This is a genomic window from Sphingomonas sp. A2-49 (genome assembly GCF_025548555.1).
Lineage (GTDB): Bacteria > Pseudomonadota > Alphaproteobacteria > Sphingomonadales > Sphingomonadaceae > Sphingomonas.
This window is the reverse complement of sequence record NZ_JAJLPA010000001.1, coordinates 506154-522007: the sequence shown is the minus strand read 5'-3', so window position 1 is coordinate 522007 and position 15854 is coordinate 506154. Positions and strand designations below refer to the sequence as shown.

The 15854-nt window shown below is 68.1% G+C and carries 18 protein-coding genes; 12 read left to right on the top strand and 6 right to left on the bottom strand.

Translation table 11 applies throughout. The features are described 5' to 3' along the window. Positions 1-46 precede the first annotated feature (46 nt). Complete coding sequence (locus LPN01_RS02470) at positions 47-1435, top strand: ArnT family glycosyltransferase (RefSeq protein WP_262826761.1); 1389 nt, start codon at positions 47-49, stop codon at positions 1433-1435. Positions 1436-1521: 86 nt separating this feature from the next. Next, positions 1522-1788: a hypothetical protein gene (locus LPN01_RS02465; RefSeq protein ID WP_262826760.1), complete on the top strand. Its 267-nt coding sequence runs from the start codon at positions 1522-1524 to the stop codon at positions 1786-1788. 58 nt (positions 1789-1846) lie between these two features. Here the strand turns inward: LPN01_RS02465 and rutA are convergent, their stop codons facing one another. The 5 genes from rutA to LPN01_RS02440 form a co-directional block, all read right to left on the bottom strand. Beyond that, positions 1847-2905: a pyrimidine utilization protein A gene (rutA, locus tag LPN01_RS02460; RefSeq protein ID WP_262826759.1), complete on the bottom strand. Its 1059-nt coding sequence runs from the start codon at positions 2903-2905 to the stop codon at positions 1847-1849. A gap of 17 nt (positions 2906-2922) precedes the next feature. Beyond that, positions 2923-3708 (bottom strand): pyrimidine utilization protein D, encoded by a 786-nt coding sequence (gene rutD, locus LPN01_RS02455; RefSeq protein WP_262826758.1) that lies wholly within the window; start codon positions 3706-3708, stop codon positions 2923-2925. Beyond that, entirely contained in the window at positions 3708-4091 is a 384-nt protein-coding gene (locus LPN01_RS02450; RefSeq protein WP_262826757.1) for a Rid family hydrolase, read from the bottom strand. Before LPN01_RS02450 ends, rutD begins: the two co-directional genes overlap by 1 nt. Positions 4092-4095: 4 nt before the next feature. After that, complete coding sequence (gene rutB, locus LPN01_RS02445) at positions 4096-4827, bottom strand: pyrimidine utilization protein B (RefSeq protein ID WP_262826756.1); 732 nt, start codon at positions 4825-4827, stop codon at positions 4096-4098. A gap of 100 nt (positions 4828-4927) precedes the next feature. Continuing rightward, the gene (locus LPN01_RS02440; protein ID WP_262826755.1) at positions 4928-6148 is read right to left on the bottom strand and encodes an NADP-dependent isocitrate dehydrogenase; all 1221 of its coding nucleotides are present in this window, start codon (positions 6146-6148) and stop codon (positions 4928-4930) included. A 117-nt stretch (positions 6149-6265) separates the two neighbouring features. Here LPN01_RS02440 and LPN01_RS02435 point away from each other — a divergent pair, with 117 nt between their 5' ends. Together LPN01_RS02435 and LPN01_RS02430 are read left to right on the top strand one after the other, a co-directional pair. Next, complete coding sequence (locus tag LPN01_RS02435) at positions 6266-6997, top strand: phosphatidylserine decarboxylase (RefSeq protein ID WP_262827052.1); 732 nt, start codon at positions 6266-6268, stop codon at positions 6995-6997. Next, a complete protein-coding gene (locus LPN01_RS02430) occupies positions 6994-7848 on the top strand; it encodes a CDP-alcohol phosphatidyltransferase family protein (protein ID WP_262826754.1) in 855 nt (284 codons plus the stop codon). Before LPN01_RS02435 ends, LPN01_RS02430 begins: the two co-directional genes overlap by 4 nt. Here the strand turns inward: LPN01_RS02430 and LPN01_RS02425 are convergent. Continuing rightward, entirely contained in the window at positions 7787-8383 is a 597-nt protein-coding gene (locus tag LPN01_RS02425) for a hypothetical protein (protein ID WP_262826753.1), read from the bottom strand. The two genes, LPN01_RS02430 and LPN01_RS02425, sit on opposite strands and share 62 nt — an antisense overlap. 17 nt (positions 8384-8400) lie before the next feature. Here LPN01_RS02425 and rpsB point away from each other — a divergent pair, with 17 nt between their 5' ends. From rpsB to rseP, 8 genes are all read left to right on the top strand, one after another. Further along, on the top strand, positions 8401-9240 hold the full coding sequence (rpsB, locus tag LPN01_RS02420; protein WP_262826752.1) for a 30S ribosomal protein S2: 840 nt from the start codon (positions 8401-8403) through the stop codon (positions 9238-9240). Positions 9241-9327: 87 nt separating this feature from the next. Continuing rightward, entirely contained in the window at positions 9328-10260 is a 933-nt protein-coding gene (gene tsf, locus LPN01_RS02415; protein ID WP_262826751.1) for a translation elongation factor Ts, read from the top strand. A gap of 338 nt (positions 10261-10598) precedes the next feature. Continuing rightward, positions 10599-11327, top strand: a complete 729-nt coding sequence (gene pyrH, locus LPN01_RS02410; protein ID WP_262826750.1) for a UMP kinase — start codon at positions 10599-10601, stop codon at positions 11325-11327. A gap of 3 nt (positions 11328-11330) precedes the next feature. After that, positions 11331-11888, top strand: a complete 558-nt coding sequence (gene frr / locus LPN01_RS02405) for a ribosome recycling factor (protein ID WP_262826749.1) — start codon at positions 11331-11333, stop codon at positions 11886-11888. A 73-nt stretch (positions 11889-11961) separates the two neighbouring features. Continuing rightward, the gene (locus LPN01_RS02400; protein WP_262826748.1) at positions 11962-12699 is read left to right on the top strand and encodes an isoprenyl transferase; all 738 of its coding nucleotides are present in this window, start codon (positions 11962-11964) and stop codon (positions 12697-12699) included. 10 nt (positions 12700-12709) lie between these two features. Beyond that, the gene (locus LPN01_RS02395; RefSeq protein ID WP_262826747.1) at positions 12710-13501 is read left to right on the top strand and encodes a phosphatidate cytidylyltransferase; all 792 of its coding nucleotides are present in this window, start codon (positions 12710-12712) and stop codon (positions 13499-13501) included. Position 13502: 1 nt separating this feature from the next. Further along, on the top strand, positions 13503-14678 hold the full coding sequence (dxr, locus tag LPN01_RS02390; RefSeq protein ID WP_262826746.1) for a 1-deoxy-D-xylulose-5-phosphate reductoisomerase: 1176 nt from the start codon (positions 13503-13505) through the stop codon (positions 14676-14678). Between the two features lie 13 nt (positions 14679-14691). Continuing rightward, positions 14692-15825 (top strand): RIP metalloprotease RseP, encoded by a 1134-nt coding sequence (gene rseP, locus LPN01_RS02385; RefSeq protein WP_262826745.1) that lies wholly within the window; start codon positions 14692-14694, stop codon positions 15823-15825. The last annotated feature ends 29 nt before the right edge of the window (positions 15826-15854 follow it).

Sequence of the window (15854 nt, the reverse complement as noted above, 5' to 3'; positions counted from 1 at the left end):
CCGCCTTATCGCCTCGCTAACCATCTTGCGGCACAAGGGCGGCGGCATGAGCATGCGCGCTACCTGGCTGGTCCTGATCCTTGCGGCGGTGGCGCTGCGCCTGCCGGACATCGGCAACCCGCTCGTCGACCTCGACGAACAGATGTACCTGCTCGTCGGCCAGCGGATGTGGCAGGGGGCGATCCCCTATGTCGACATCTGGGATCGCAAGCCGATCGGGCTGTTCCTGATCTATGCCGCGACGCAGGCGCTGCCGATCGATGCGATCGTCGCCTATCAGCTGGCCGCCACGGCTGCCGCGGTCGCCACCGCCGGGTCGATCGCGGCATGCGTCCGGCGCCTGGGCCGGCCCGCGGGTGCGCTGCCCGCCGCGCTGCTCTACCTCGTCTGGCTCGAACTGTGCGGCGGGCGGGGCGGCCAGTCGCCGGTGTTCTACAATGCGCTGGTCGCCGCCGCCGCATGGCTGACGTGGCGCGGGCGCGACGGCGATCGCCGTTCCGGGCTCGCCGCGATGCTGCTGGTCGGGCTCGCGTTGCAGATCAAGCCGACGGTGGTGTTCGAAGGCGCAGTCTTCGGCATCGCGCTGCTGGTGGCGTCATGGCGCCGGCGCCCGGCCGCGGCCCGGCTGTTCGGTGACGCCTTGCTCTACGCCAGCGTCGCCTGCCTGCCGACGCTCGTCGCCTGCGGCGTCTATGCGGGCATGGGGCATGGCGATGCCTGGTGGTTCGCGAACGTCGAATCGATCTTCCTGCGCCGGACGACGCCGCGCGACCCGATCGCCGGCCATCTGTTCGGGAGCGCGATCGTGCTGTTCGTGCCGGTCGCGATCGCGGCAGGCGGCCTCGCCGCCGCGACCGGCGATGCACGCCGGTTCCTCGGGGGGTGGCTGATCGTCGCGACGATCGGCTGGCTGCTCGTCCCGCCCTATTTCAATCATTACGCGCTGCCGCTGCTGGTGCCGATCGCCGTTGCGGCGGGGCTGGCGCTGGGGCGCCGGCCGATGCGCCTGTTGGCCGCCGTCACCGGCGCCGGCCTGCTGCTGCTCAGCGGCTATCCGCATTCCGGCGAGACCGTGCAGGATCGCCGCAAGCTCGCCGCGCTGGCCGCGGTGATCGATCGCGCGCGCGCCGGGGGATGCCCCTTCGTCTTCCAGGCGCCGCCCGCACTCTACACCGCGACGCGGGCCTGCCTGCCGACGCGCTATCCGTTTCCGCCGCACCTGATCCAGGCGAGCGAATATCGCGCGATCGGTGTCGATCCGGCGCGCGAGGTCGCCCGGATCCTGCGCGCCGCGCCGCCGGTGATCGTCACCGGCCGTACCCCGGTGGACGACAACGGCCGTACGCCGGCGCTCGTCGACCGGGCGATCGCTGCTCACTATCGCCCCATCGCGCGTGATCTGGGCGTCACCGTCTACGGGCGGACCGACAGATAACGACTGATGCAGATCAGCGCTGCGACCAGTCGAGGATATTCGGACCGACCCTCCCGTTGTGATCCTGCCCCGCGAAGACGGGGTCGATGAAAACGCAGGAGATGATGATGGCAGAGCAGAACACGCAAGGCGGCATGGGCCAGGGCAACGATACCGATCGTCAGGATCAGGATCGCGACCAGGGCATGGATCGCCAGCAGAACCAGCAGAACCGCGACCAGGGCGCCGGCCAGAACCCCAACCGCACGGATGGCGGGCAGGGATCAGGCGCGGGCTATGGCAACCATGGCGATGCCGGCCGTGACGATGCGGCGGGATCGGACCGTGGCGGGCAGGGCGACATGAACCGCTGACCGACCGCGATCCGACGACGAGACGGGAGCCCGCGCGGCTCCCGTTTTGCGTTCCGTCCTATTGCCGGCTGGTCATCAGCGGCTGGATACGCGTTCCGAAATCCTCCACGCCCTGCAGGAAATCGTCGAAGGTCAGCAGCACGCCGCCGGTGTTGGGCACCGCCGCCATCTCGTCGAGCATGCGGGCCACGCTCGCATAGCTGCCCACCAGCGTGCCCATGTTGATGTTGACGGCGCCCTCCGGCGCGGCGAGCTGGCGCACGTTGGTCGATGCGTTGACCGTGTCCTTTGCCCCTTGGTCGGCGAGCCAAGCGATGGCTTCCATGTCGACGCCGGCGTTGTAATGCCGCCATTTGGCCATCGCGTCCTCGTCCGTCTCGGCCGCGATAATCATCACCAGCACGAACACCGACACGTCGCGCCCCGTCTTCGCGGTCGCCTGCGCCAGCCGATCATTGTTCGACGCGAACGCGGTGGGGGTGTTGACGCCCTTGCCCAGGCAAAAGGCATAGTCAGCCCATTTGGCCGAGAATGCCAGGCCCTCGTCCGACGAGCCGGCGCAGATGATCGTCATGTCCCCGGTCGGCTGGGGCCGGACCCGGCAATCCTCCATCGTATAATAGTCGCCCTTGAAGTCGGAGACGCCGTCCGCCCAAAATTCGCGCAGGATGTGAGCATATTCGTCCAGCATCTTGTACCGGTTGCGAAAATGCTCATCGCCGGGCCACATGCCCATCTGCGTATATTCGGGCGGCTGCCATCCGGTGATGAGGTTCAGGCCGAACCGCCCGTGGCTGATCGAATCGATGGTGTTGCACATGCGCGCGGCGAACGCCGGCGGAATCACCAGCGTGGGGCAGGTCGCATAGATCTTGATCCGTTCGGTGACCGCGGCAAGCCCGGCCATCAGCGTAAAGCTTTCCAGCCCGTATTCCCAGAATTCGGTCTTGCCGCCGAACCCGCGCAGTTTTATCATCGACAGCAGGAAATCGAGCCCGTGCTCTTCCGCCTTCAATGCGATCGCCTTGTTGAGGTCGAAGCTCGGCTTGTACTGCGGCGCGTTCTCGCTGATGAGCCAGCCATTGTTGTTGATGGGTACGAAAACGCCGACCTGCATGCCCTGCTTCCCCCGTTTCAGCCGTCGAGCCAGTCGAGCAGCCACATGTTGAAATGATCCGCGCGGGTGACGTTGCAGGCATGGCCCCCCGTCGCCATCCGCGCGAGCTGCGCCTCGGAAATGCCGGCCGCCAGCCGTTCCGACCGCGCCGGCGGCACCAGCATGTCGTCCTCGCTCACGACGACCAGCGTGGGCACGCGCACCGCGCCAAGCCTCCCGTCGACGTCGAAGCGCCGCGCCGCCGCGATCCGCCGCTGCACCATCTCCGCCCCCGGGAAATGCGCCAGCATCGCCTCTTCCTCCGCCTGCAAGGCGTCGTGATGGTCGGAGATCCATTGCGCGGGATACAGGAACAGGGGTTGCGCATGCAGGAACGCGCGCGGCCCGCTGTCGCGCAGCAGCGCCAGCCGCGTGTCGAGGCAACGGGCGGTGTGTGGATCGAGCCGCGACCAGCCGTTGATGACGACCAGCCGTTCGAGCCGTTCGGGCTGCGCCAGCGCGACCGCGAGGCCGGCCATGCCGCCGATCGCGTGGCCGATCAGCGTCGCGCGCGCGATGCCGAGCGTATCGAGCAGCAGCACCATGTCGCGCCCGACCGCCTCCAGCGTCAGGTCGCCCGGCACCGTGCGGTCGGACCGCCCGGTGCCGCGATGATCGTAGGTCACGACGCGATAGCGCCGCGCCAGCGCCGCGAGATTGGGCGTCCAATAGTGTGCCAGACCGCCGAGCCCCGACGACAGCAACAGCACCGGCGCGTCGTGCGGGCCGTGCACCTCGTAATGGAGGCCGCCCGCGTCGGGCATCAGGCCAGGTGCGCCACGCTGGCGATCTCGACCAGGCAGTCGGGCTTCACGAGGTCCGCGCGGATGCAGTAGCGGGCGGGCTTCGCCCCAGGAAAATAGTCGGCATAGACCGCGTTGAAGGCGGCATAATCGGCGAAATCCTTGAGGAAGATGTGGTTCATCGCGACGTCTGCGAGGGTCGCGCCGGCGGCGGCGAGCGTCGTCGCGATGGTGTCGAGCACGGCGCGTGTCTGTGCCGCGACATCGCCGGGGTGGAGGACGACGCCGCCTTCGCCCAATGCCAGCACGCCCGAGACATAGACGGTGTTGCCGGCCCTCGCGCCCGCCGAATAGGGTGCGATCGGGGTGGGGAATTCGGGCGGGTTGATCGCGTCGAACGGCATCCTGTCATTCTCCCGGGGTCTGGCCGAAGCTGCCGCAGAAATCGGCGACATTGCTGACCCAGCCAAAGAATTTCTCGATATTGTAGACGCTTGCCTCCTGCATCATCGGCGGGCCGAGATGATGCGTCGCATCCTCCAGCATCACCCCGAAATATTCGAGGTGGAAGCCGTCGCGCAGCGTCGATTCGACGCAGACGTTGGTCGCGATCCCGACGAAAACGATGTTGCGGATGCCGCGGCTGCGCAGGACGCTGTCCAGCTGCGAGTTGAAGAAGGCGGAATAGCGCGTCTTGTGGACGCGGATGTCGCCGGGCCTTGGCTGGAGCGCGTCGACCAGTTCATAGTCCCAGCCGCCGCGCGCCAGCAGCTTGCCCTTCAGGTCGGGCCGCGCGCGCATCGTCTTCAGCGCGTTGGACTTATGCCAGTTGGGCGATCCCGGACCGCCCGCCTCGGCATAGTCCGCATCCCAACCGTTCTGAAGGAACACGACCGGCATGCCGGCCGCGCGGGCGGTGTCGAGCACGGTGGCGATCCGGCCGATGACCGCCGCCGATCCGGCGATGTCGAACCCGGCGAGATCGACGTAGCCGCCTTCGCTGGCATAGGCGTTCTGCATGTCGATGACGACGACCGCGGTTTCGGCGGGGTCGAGCCGCAGCGCCTCCGGCCTGGCGGGGAGGGTGACGGCGCGACGTTCGTCGGCGCCGGTGCGCAGGATCGGTTCGGCATCGGCCATCGCGCAAGCTGGCCCGAACCGATGCTCGTGTGCAAGCGCGAAAAGAGACGGGGCCCGGAAACGGCGTTTCCAGGCCCCGAAACCATCTGAACCGAAAGGCTTAGCCCCAGTTCGCCATCTTGCCTTCGAGGTTGGCGCGGACCGCCTCGAAGAATTGCTCGGTGGTCATCCACGGCTGTTCCGGGCCGATCAGGATCGCGAGGTCCTTGGTCATCTGGCCGTTCTCGACGCATTCGATGCAGCACCGTTCCAGCGTCTCGGCGAACCTCACCACGTCGGGCGTCTCGTCGAACTTGCCGCGATACTTCAGGCCGCCGGTCCAGGCGAAGATCGACGCGATCGGATTGGTCGACGTCGCCTTGCCCTGTTCATGCTGGCGGAAGTGGCGCGTGACCGTGCCGTGCGCGGCCTCGGCCTCCACGGTCTTGCCGTCCGGGGTCAGCAGGACCGAGGTCATCAGGCCGAGGCTGCCGAAGCCCTGTGCGACCTGATCGGACTGGACGTCGCCGTCGTAGTTCTTGCACGCCCACACGAACTCGCCGTTCCACTTCAGCGCCGATGCGACCATGTCGTCGATCAGGCGATGTTCGTAGACGATGCCCGCTTCCTTGAACTTGTCCTTGAATTCGGCCTCGAACACCTCGGCGAACAGGTCCTTGAAGCGGCCGTCATAGGCCTTGAGGATCGTGTTCTTGGTGCTGAGGTAGACCGGCCACTTGAGGTTGAGGCCGTAGTGCATCGACGCCCGCGCGAAGTCGCGGATCGAATCGTCGAGGTTGTACATGCCCATCGCGACGCCCGACGAAGGGAACTGGAACACCTCCTCGTCGATCAGCGTGCCGTCGTCGCCTTCGAAGACGAGGCGCAGCTTGCCGGGGCCGGGCACGCGGAAATCGGTCGCCTTGTACTGGTCGCCGAACGCATGACGGCCGACGACGATCGGGTGCGTCCAGCCGGGGATCAGGCGGGGCACGTTCTTGATGACGATCGGCTCGCGGAAGACCACGCCGCCCAGGATGTTGCGGATCGTGCCGTTGGGCGACTTCCACATCTTCTTGAGGCCGAATTCCTCGACGCGCTGTTCGTCGGGGGTGATCGTCGCGCACTTGACCGCGACGCCGTGCTTCTGCGTCGCCCTGGCCGCATCCACCGTCACGCGGTCCTCGGTCGCGTCGCGATGCTCGATGCCGAGGTCGTAATAGTCGAGCTCGATGTCGAGATAGGGCTTGATGAGGCGTTCGCGGATCCATTCCCAGATGATCCGCGTCATCTCGTCGCCGTCGATCTCGACGATCGGGTTCTTCACCTGAATCTTGGCCATGCGCTCTTCCTGCGGGAGGGAATTTGCGCCTGCGTCTAGGCACAAGCGGGCAGGGGATCAACCGTCGCGGTCCGCGAAGATTGTGTTGCACGAAAGGCACGGGTACACCGCGTGGTTATGCCATCGCTCGAAAAGCCTCCCCACACACCGCTGCCGACGACGACGGTCAAGTGGCGCTTCCCGTCCGTCCATCCCGAAGGTCACAAATACGCCGCCATCGCGCTGGGCATCACGCTGATCGCTACGATCGTCACCAAGGTGCTGTTCTGGCCGCTGATCGGTGTCGTCGTCTGGGTGCTGACCTTCTTTCGCGATCCGGTGCGGACCACCCCGGTCGGCGACGGGCTGATCGTCGCGCCCGCCGACGGGCTGGTGACGATGATCCAGAAGGTCGCGGTGCCGCGTGAACTGGTCGGCGACCTCGGCGAGGCGCCGTTGACCCGGGTGTCGATCTTCATGTCGGTGTTCGACGTCCACATCAACCGCACGCCGATCGCGGGCACGATCCGCCAGGTCGTCTATATCAGCGGCAAGTTCCTCAACGCCGACCTCGACAAGGCGTCCGACGAGAACGAGCGCCAGCATATCGTCGTGGAGGGCCGCGACGGGCGCCGCATCGGCTTCACCCAGATCGCGGGCCTCGTCGCGCGGCGCATCGTGCCCTTCGTCAAGCCGGGCGACATGGTCGCGACCGGCCAGCGCGTCGGCCTGATCCGCTTCGGCAGCCGCGTCGACGTGTTCCTGCCCGACGACATCGTGCCGCAGGTCGTGCTCGGCCAGCGGAGCATCGCCGGAGAGACGATCATCGGCCGCGTCGGCGGCACCCCCGTGAGCGGGATCGCACAATGATCCCCGGCATCATCGGCGACGCCACCGACGATTCGCTCGACGGCGACGAGCCCGTCCGGCGCCGGTTGCCACGCCGGCCCCGCGGCCTGCCGTTGCGTGCGGTCGCGCCGAACGCGGTCACCGCGCTCGCTTTGTGCTCGGGGCTCAGCGGCGTGCGCTTCGCGATCGGCGGCGATTGGCAGAGCGCGGTTGCGATGATTATGGTCGCGGGTGTTCTCGATGGCCTCGACGGCCGCATCGCCCGGATGCTGCATGGCGAGAGCCGGTTCGGCGCGGAGCTCGATTCGCTGTCCGACGCCATTTCGTTCGGCGTCGCGCCGGCATTGATCCTGTATCTGTGGTCGCTGGCGGCGCTGCCGCGGCTCGGCTGGATCAGCAGCCTTATCCTCGCGGTCTTCTGCGCCCTGCGCCTCGCCCGGTTCAATGCGAAGATCGACGAAACCGATCAGCCGCACAAATCCGCCGGCTTCCTGACCGGCGTGCCCGCCCCGGCCGGTGCGGGACTCGCCATGCTGCCGATGTACTTCTGGTTCTGGACCGATCAGCCGGTCTTCGCCTCGCCATGGCTGGTCGCGCCATGGGTCGCGTTCATCGCGCTGCTGATGGTATCGAGCGTCGCCACCTTCTCATGGTCGTCGCTAAAACTGCGGCGGACCGTGCGCTTCGAGGCGATCGCTCTGGTCGTCTTCCTCGGCGCCGCACTGGTATCGGCGCCCTGGCACACGCTCAGCGCGATCTGCGTCGGTTACCTAGTCACGATCCCGTTCAGCGTCGCGAGCTACGCCCGGATCAAGCGACTGCGCGCAACCGGCGAACGCCCGCGGGGACCGGAGCCGACGCCCAGCGCCTGACGGCGATGCGGCGCTCGGCCGAGGCGAGTTCCGACAGCGGCGAGAAGGCGGTTTCGACCTGGCCCGAGGCGAGGCGGGCGATGCGTTGCCATTGCGGGACGATGCTCGCCGCGATCACGCCGACCGCACACAGGAACGCTCCACCGAACAGCACAACACCCAGCACCGAAACCACCGTTGCAATCATCGAACCAACTCCCTCGCAGGTCGCGAGTAACCTGTGGATAACTCGCTGAACCAATGATCCGTCAGTGCGTTCCCGACAGGTTCCACTTTTCCCGTTCCGGCCCGAAATGCCGTTGGCGAGGAAGGCGACACCGTCGTCCACTGTCTGGACGCCGTATGTTCCATCCATGTTCCTGATGTCAAGCGATGTTCCGTGTCCGTTCCCGTCGGTGGGGCGGGCCTGCCGCCGGAACGGCTTGCGTTTCGCGTCGTCCGGGTCTAATGGCGCGCCCCTCAACCCCGCATGGGAAGCATCATAGCCCGGTGCGCCGGCCGCATGGCCGACGTCATCCGCTTCCCAGAGGCTCAACCGGAAGGACTCATCCTATGGCGGCTCCCGTCGTCACCATGCAGCAGCTCATTGAGACTGGTGCGCACTTCGGCCACCAGACGCATCGCTGGAACCCGAAGATGAAGCCCTACATCTTCGGCGACCGCAACGGCGTTCACATCCTGGACCTGTCGCAGACCGTTCCCCTGTTCGCGCGCGCGCTCGAATTCGTCTCGTCGTCGGTCGCCGGCGGCGGCAAGGTGCTGTTCGTCGGCACCAAGCGCCAGGCGCAGGACGCCGTGGCCGATGCCGCGCGCCGTTCGGGCCAGCATTTCGTCAACCACCGCTGGCTGGGCGGCATGCTCACCAACTGGAAGACGATCAGCAATTCGATCAAGCGCCTCAAGAGCCTCGAGGAGCAGCTGTCGGGCGACACGCACGGCCTGACCAAGAAGGAAGTGCTGCAGCTGACCCGTGAAAAGGACAAGCTGGAACTCAGCCTCGGCGGCATCCGCGACATGGGCGGCGTGCCCGACGTCATGTTCGTGATCGACGCGAACAAGGAAGAGCTGGCGATCAAGGAAGCCAACACGCTCGGCATCCCCGTCGTCGCGATCCTCGATTCGAACGTGTCGCCGGACGGCATCGCCTTCCCGGTGCCCGCGAACGACGACGCCAGCCGCGCCATCCGCCTGTATTGCGAGGCGATCGCCATCGCCGCGACCCGCGGCAACCAGGAGCAGCAGTCGCGCCGCGGCGTCGACCTGGGTGCGCAGGACGTCGCGCCGGCCGAGGAAGCGCTGACCGTCCCGACCCCGGCCGCCGAGCCGGAAGCGCAGGCGGCGACCAACGTCGAGGGTGCCGGCGCGGAAACCGAGCGCCAGATCGACGCGTAACGCACGTCGTCGAACCGTCATGCGGGCGGGGTAGGGTGTCGTACCCTGCCTCGCCCGCAATCACATTCGAGTAAAAGGATTACGCACATGGCGGACATCACCGCAGCGATGGTCAAGGATCTGCGCGAGAAGAGCGGCGCAGGCATGATGGACTGCAAGAAGGCGCTCAACGAGACCGCCGGCGACATGGACGCCGCGCTCGACTGGCTGCGCACCAAGGGCCTCGCGGCCGCACAGAAGAAGTCGAGCCGCACCGCGGCCGAGGGCCTCGTCGGCGTCGCCACCGCCGGCACCACGGGCGCCGCGGTCGAGGTCAATTCGGAAACCGACTTCGTCGCCAAGAACGACCAGTTCCAGCAGTTCGTCCGCGAAGTCACGCAGATCGCGCTCGCCACCGGTGGCGACGTCGAGGCGCTGAAGACCGAGGCGATGCCGTCGGGCACGACGGTCGCCGAGGTGCTGACCAACAACATCGCCACGATCGGCGAGAACCAGTCGCTGCGTCGCGCCAAGCGGCTCGAAGTGCCGAAGGGCGCGGTCGTGTCCTACGTCCACAACCAGGCCTCGCCGGGCCTCGGCAAGATCGGCGTGCTCGTCGCGCTCGAATCGGATGCGGCGGACGACGTGCTGCAGGGTCTGGGCAAGCAGCTGGCGATGCACATCGCCGCCGCCTTCCCCAAGGCGCTGAACGAGAACGACCTCGACGAGGGCGAGATCGAGCGCGAGCGTGCGATCGCCACCGAAAAGGCCGGCGAATCGGGCAAGCCCGCCGACATCATCGCCAAGATGGTCGAGGGCAGCATCGCCAAGTACCGCAAGGAGCATGCGCTGGTCAGCCAGCTATTCGTGATGGACGGCAAGACCAAGATCAGCGACGTCGTCGCCAAGGCGGCCAAGGATGCCGGCACCGAGATCAAGCTGGTGGACTATGTCCGCTTCCAGCTCGGCGAGGGCATCGAGAAGGAAGCGTCGGACTTCGCGGCGGAAGTCGCGGCCGCCTCGGGCGTCGCCCAGAAGTAGGGTTGCCGGCCCCTCTGTCGGAGCGATCCGGCGAGGGGCCGTTCCCAACGGGCATGAGGTGGGTGCACCCGACCTGCGCCTCCCCATCATCCCCGCGTAGCCGGGGGGGCATATTCGCTGACCGCCCGGCCCTTTCGTCGACCGTCGCGATCATGGTCCCCCGCGTTCGCGGGGATGTCTTTGTCGGGTAGGGGGTCGGCCCGGCGCGCCTGCTGCCACGTCACGTCCATCCACCGACAAATTCCCGTGCAGTCCGCGTGGACGCGTCCAGCCGAGGTTGCCCCTCCGCCACGCGCCCCCTAAGGTCCGCGCCGCTTCCCCATGACCGTCAGGACCCCATGACCGCCGGCCCCCGCTTCAAACGTATCCTGTTGAAACTCTCCGGCGAAGTGCTGATGGGAGAGGGCGGGCTCGCGATCGATCCCGCGATCACCGCACGCGTCGCGGAGGAGATCGCGGGCGTGCGGGCGCAGGGGTATGAGCTGTGCGTCGTCGTCGGCGGGGGCAACATCTTCCGCGGCCTGTCCGCCGCGGCGAAGGGCATCGAGCGCGCGACCGCCGATTACATGGGCATGCTGGCGACGGTGATGAACGCGCTCGCGGTGCAGAACGCGCTGGAGCAGATCGGCGTCGACACGCGCGTCCAGTCGGCGATCCCGATGCAGTCGGTCTGCGAGCCGTTCATCCGCCGCCGCGCCGAACGTCATCTGGAAAAGGGTCGCGTCGTGATCTTCGCCGCGGGCGTCGGCAGCCCCTTCTTCACCACCGATTCCGGCGCCGCGCTGCGCGCCGCCGAGATGAAGTGCGATGCGCTGTTCAAGGGCACCTCGGTCGACGGCGTCTACGATGCCGATCCCAAGAAGGTGCCGACCGCGACCCGCTACGACACGGTCAGCTATTCGACCGTGCTGTCCGACGACCTGAAGGTCATGGACGCCAGCGCGATCGCCTTGTGCCGCGACAACGATATCCCGATCGTCGTCTTCAACATCCGCGAACATGGCAATTTCGCCGCGGTTCTGAGCGGTGAGGGCGTATCGACGGTCGTCCAGAAAGAACAGGAGTAGACCATGGCAGCCTATGACAAGGCCGATCTCGAACGCCGGATGGCCGGTGCCGTCGAATCGCTGAAGCACGACCTCAACGGCCTGCGCACCGGGCGCGCGTCGACCGCGCTGCTCGATCCGGTGACGGTCGAGGTCTATGGCAGCCACATGCCGCTGACGCAGGTCGCGACCGTCTCCGTCCCCGAACCGCGGATGCTGTCGGTGCAGGTCTGGGACAAGTCGAACGTCGGCCCCGTCGAAAAGGCGATCCGCTCCGCCGGCCTTGGCCTCAACCCGATCAACGACGGCCAGACGCTGCGCCTGCCGATCCCCGACCTGACCGAGGAGCGCCGCAAGGAACTCGCCAAGCTCGCCGGCAAATATGCCGAGGCGTCGCGCATCGCGGTCCGCAACGTCCGCCGCGACGGCATGGACAATCTCAAGACCGACGAAAAGAAGGGCGTGATCGCCGAGGACGAGCGCAAGCGCCACGAAACCGAGGTGCAGAAGCTGACCGACGCGACGATCGCCGATCTCGACGCGGCGGCCGCCGCCAAGGAAAAGGAAATCCTCGGCAAGTGACGGACGGGCAGCGCATGCTGTCCGGCTCGTGCCGGGCGCACGGGCGATCCGTCGCTCTTCGTGAGGTATGGCTATGAGTACGGCCCCGATCCTGTCCGCGGTTCCCGATACCGGGCCGGTGCCGCGCCACGTCGCCATCATCATGGACGGCAACGGGCGCTGGGCGAAGGCGCGGATGCTGCCCCGCGTCGCCGGGCACAAGGCGGGGGTGGAGGCGGTGCGCCGCGTCACCCGCGCCGCGCGCGCGATGGGCGTCGAGGCGCTGACCCTGTACGCCTTTTCCAGCGAAAACTGGCGCCGGCCGGAGGACGAGGTCGGCGCGCTGATGGGGCTGCTGCGGCTGTTCATCCGCAGCGACCTTGCCGAACTGGTCGAGGAGAACGTCCGGCTGCGCGTGATCGGCGATTATCGGCGGTTCGCGCCCGACCTCGTTGCGCTGGTCGACGATGCGGTGGCGCGGACCGCCGCGAATACCGGGCCGATCCTGGTGATCGCGCTCAATTACGGCTCGCAGGCCGAACTGGTCGCCGCGACGCAGCGGCTCGCCGCGCGCGCCGCCGCGGGCGAGATCGATCCCGCCGCGATCACCCCCGGCCATATCGAGGCGGAGCTCGATACCGCCGACCTGCCGCCGCTGGATCTCGTCATCCGCTCCTCGGGCGAACAGCGGCTGTCGAACTTCCTGCTGTGGCAGGCCGCCTATGCCGAACTGCTGTTCGTCGACACGCTGTGGCCCGATTTCACCGGCGACACGCTGGCCGATGCGATCGCCGCCTTCGGTCAGCGCCAACGGCGTTACGGCGGCCTGTGAGCGCCGCGTCGTGACCGGCGGGCCGCCGGCCGGGCGTTCCCCGGAACTCGCCGTCCGCACGCTGGCGGGCCTTGGCATGATCGCCGTCGCGCTCGTCGCGCTGGCGCTCGGCGGGTTCGCCTTGTGGCTGCTCGCGGTCGTCGCCGGCGTCTTCATGATGGCGGAATGGAGCGACCTGCACGCCGCCGAAGCCAAGACCAAGCGGTTCGGCCAGTACGTCCTGTCGGTGCCGCTCGCGATCATGTGCCCGCTCGCCGCCGGTCCCAATTTCTTCGCGCTGGGCCTGCTGGTCGGGGCGTTCTTCTTCCTGACGATCGTCACCCGCCGCCCGCAGCTCGGGCTGGGCGTGCTCTATTGCGGCCTGCCGGTCTATGCGCTGCTGCTGATCCGGCACGAGCCCGACGGCATCCGCAACGCGCTCTGGGCGCTGAGCCTCGTCTGGGCGACCGACATCGGCGCCTATTTCGCCGGCCGCGGCATCGGCGGCCCCAAGCTCGCCCCGCGGATCAGCCCCAACAAGACCTGGGCGGGCCTGATCGGTGGCATCGTCCTCGCGACGATCGTCGCGGTGCTGATGCACGTCTTCTACCTGCTGCCGCTCTCCTATGTTGTCGCGAGCCCGTTGCTCGCGATCCTCGCGCAGGGCGGGGACCTGTATGAAAGCCACCTGAAGCGCCGCGCCGGCGTCAAGGATTCAGGATCGGTGATCCCCGGCCATGGCGGCGTCCTCGACCGGCTCGACGGGGTCGTGCCGGTGCTGCCGCTCGCCGCGCTGCTCGTCGTCGTGCCGCTCGCCTTCTGACATGAAAAGCGTCACGATCCTCGGCGCGACCGGTTCGGTCGGCACCTCCACCCTCGACCTCGTCGAGCGCGAGCCCGAACGCTTCCGCGTCCGCGCGCTCACCGCCAATTGCGACGTCGCCAGCCTCGCCGCCGCGGCGATCCGGACGCGGGCGGAGATCGCGGTCGTCGCCGACGAGACCTGCCTTCCCGCACTGCGCGACGCGCTGGCGGGCACGCGGACGGTCGCGACCGGCGGGCGCCGCGCGATCTGCGACGCGGCGGCGGGTGCCGACTGGACGATGGGCGCGATCGTCGGCTGCGCGGGGCTGGAGCCCGTCATGGCCGCGATCGCGCATGGCGGCACGGTGGTGATCGCCAACAAGGAGCCGCTCGTTTCGGCGGGCGAGGTGATCCTCGCCGCCGCCGCGCGGTCGGGCGCGACGCTGCTGCCCGCGGACAGCGAGCACAATGCGGTCTACCAATGCTTCGACTTCGCCCGACCGGAGGGCGTGCGCCGTATCGTGCTGACCGCCAGCGGCGGGCCGTTCCGCGACTGGTCGCTGGACCGCATGGCCGACGTGACCGTCGAACAGGCGGTGGCGCACCCCAATTGGTCGATGGGCGCCAAGATCAGCGTCGACAGCGCGACGATGATGAACAAGGGGCTGGAACTGATCGAGGCGGCGCGGCTGTTCCCGGTGCCGCACGAGCGGATCGAGATCGTGCTGCACCGCCAGTCGGTGATCCATTCGATGGTCGATTACGTCGACGGATCGATGCTCGCGCAGCTGGGACCGTCCGACATGCGCGTGCCGATCGCGCACACGCTGGCGTGGCCCGAGCGGATGGCGACGCCGATGGCGCCGCTCGACCTCGTCGGCATCGGCCGGCTCGATTTCGAGGCGTGCGATCCGGTCCGCTTTCCGGCGCTGGCGCTGGCCCGGTCGGCGCTGGAGGCGGGCGGCGCCCGCCCGGCGATCCTCAACGCCGCCAACGAGGTCGCGGTCGCCGCGTTCCTCGCGCGCCGGATCGGCTTCCTCGAAATTGCCGCAATCGTCGCCGATACGCTGGCACGGTACGATCCGCCGGCTCCCCGCGACGTGGAGGCGGTCCTCGCCGTCGATGGCGAGGCGCGACGAATGGCGGACGAACAGGTACAGGGACGTGCTCAGAAGCGTGCAGGGGTGCATGCGTGAAGGATTTCCAGGCTTGATCCAGTCCCCCGGCGTTCCGATGGCCATCCTCGCCTTCCTGTGCGCGATCGGCCCGCTCGTCTTCATCCATGAAATGGGCCATTATCTGGCCGGCCGCCTGTTCGGCGTGAAGGCGGAGGCGTTCTCGATCGGCTTCGGCCGCGAGATCGCGGGGTTCACCGACCGGCGCGGCACCCGCTGGAAATTCGGCTGGCTGCCGCTCGGCGGCTACGTCCGCTTCGCCGGCGACATGAACCCCGCCAGCCAGCCCGACGCGGCGTGGCTCGCGCTGCCCGCCGACGAGCGCGCCCGCACCTTCCAGGCGAAGCCGTTGTGGCAGCGCGCGATCATCGTCGGCGCGGGGCCGGCGGTGAACCTGATCCTCGCCGTGCTGATCCTCGCCGGCTTCGCGCACACCTATGGCGTCGATCGCACCCCCGCGGTGATCGGCACCGTCGTCGCCGGCGGTCCCGCGGCGAACGCGGGGCTGCGCGCCGGCGACCGCATCGTCGCGATCGACGGCGATGCGATCGAGACGTTCAGCGACGTCGCCCGCTATGCGCTGATCCGGCCCGGCCAGCAGGCGGTCGTGCGGATCGAGCGCGCGGGGCGCGGCGTCGACCTGCCGCTCGCGATCGGCGTCGTCCGCCAGCGCGACCGCTTCGGCAACGACTATCGCATCGGTCGCATCGGCATCGGCAGCGGCGATCCGGTGCTGGCACCGGTCGGCCTCGCCGCGGCACCCGCCGCGGGCGTGCGGATGACCGGCGAGATCATCGGCGGCACGCTCGAGACGCTGGGCCAGATCATCAGCGGCCGCCGCTCGATCGACGAACTGGGCGGCCCGATCCGCATCGCCAAGATCTCCGGCGAGCAGATGGCGCTGGGCGTGTCCGCCTTCGTCTGGCTGGTGGCGATGCTGTCGATCAATCTGGGGTTCATCAACCTGCTGCCAGTACCGATGCTGGATGGCGGCCACCTGTTCTTTTACGCGATCGAGGCGATCCGCCGCCGCCCGCTCGAACCCCGGGTGCAGGAATGGGCGTTTCGCGGCGGACTCGCCGCGGTACTGGCGTTGATGCTGGTCGTGACCTTCAACGATTTGAGCGCCGTCGGCCTGTGGCAGCGGCTGGCCGGGTTGATCGGCTGACCGGGTTGGGGCAGGGCAGCGTTCTGCGT

What these genes read in the sequence shown, in the direction of transcription:
- dxr (WP_262826746.1), top strand. Translation starts at nt 13,503, where the DNA reads ATGAAAAGCGTCACGATCCTCGGCGCGACCGGTTCGGTCGGCACCTCC.
- rutB (WP_262826756.1), bottom strand. Translation starts at nt 4,827, where the DNA reads ATGGCCGATGCCGAACCGATCCTGCGCACCGGCGCCGACGAACGTCGC.
- frr (WP_262826749.1), top strand. Translation starts at nt 11,331, where the DNA reads ATGGCAGCCTATGACAAGGCCGATCTCGAACGCCGGATGGCCGGTGCC.
- rutA (WP_262826759.1), bottom strand. Translation starts at nt 2,905, where the DNA reads ATGCAGGTCGGCGTTTTCGTACCCATCAACAACAATGGCTGGCTCATC.
- pyrH (WP_262826750.1), top strand. Translation starts at nt 10,599, where the DNA reads ATGACCGCCGGCCCCCGCTTCAAACGTATCCTGTTGAAACTCTCCGGC.
- tsf (WP_262826751.1), top strand. Translation starts at nt 9,328, where the DNA reads ATGGCGGACATCACCGCAGCGATGGTCAAGGATCTGCGCGAGAAGAGC.
- LPN01_RS02470 (WP_262826761.1), top strand. Translation starts at nt 47, where the DNA reads ATGAGCATGCGCGCTACCTGGCTGGTCCTGATCCTTGCGGCGGTGGCG.
- LPN01_RS02440 (WP_262826755.1), bottom strand. Translation starts at nt 6,148, where the DNA reads ATGGCCAAGATTCAGGTGAAGAACCCGATCGTCGAGATCGACGGCGAC.
- LPN01_RS02465 (WP_262826760.1), top strand. Translation starts at nt 1,522, where the DNA reads ATGAAAACGCAGGAGATGATGATGGCAGAGCAGAACACGCAAGGCGGC.
- rutD (WP_262826758.1), bottom strand. Translation starts at nt 3,708, where the DNA reads ATGCCCGACGCGGGCGGCCTCCATTACGAGGTGCACGGCCCGCACGAC.
- rpsB (WP_262826752.1), top strand. Translation starts at nt 8,401, where the DNA reads ATGGCGGCTCCCGTCGTCACCATGCAGCAGCTCATTGAGACTGGTGCG.
- LPN01_RS02430 (WP_262826754.1), top strand. Translation starts at nt 6,994, where the DNA reads ATGATCCCCGGCATCATCGGCGACGCCACCGACGATTCGCTCGACGGC.
- LPN01_RS02435 (WP_262827052.1), top strand. Translation starts at nt 6,266, where the DNA reads ATGCCATCGCTCGAAAAGCCTCCCCACACACCGCTGCCGACGACGACG.
- LPN01_RS02450 (WP_262826757.1), bottom strand. Translation starts at nt 4,091, where the DNA reads ATGCCGTTCGACGCGATCAACCCGCCCGAATTCCCCACCCCGATCGCA.
- LPN01_RS02400 (WP_262826748.1), top strand. Translation starts at nt 11,962, where the DNA reads ATGAGTACGGCCCCGATCCTGTCCGCGGTTCCCGATACCGGGCCGGTG.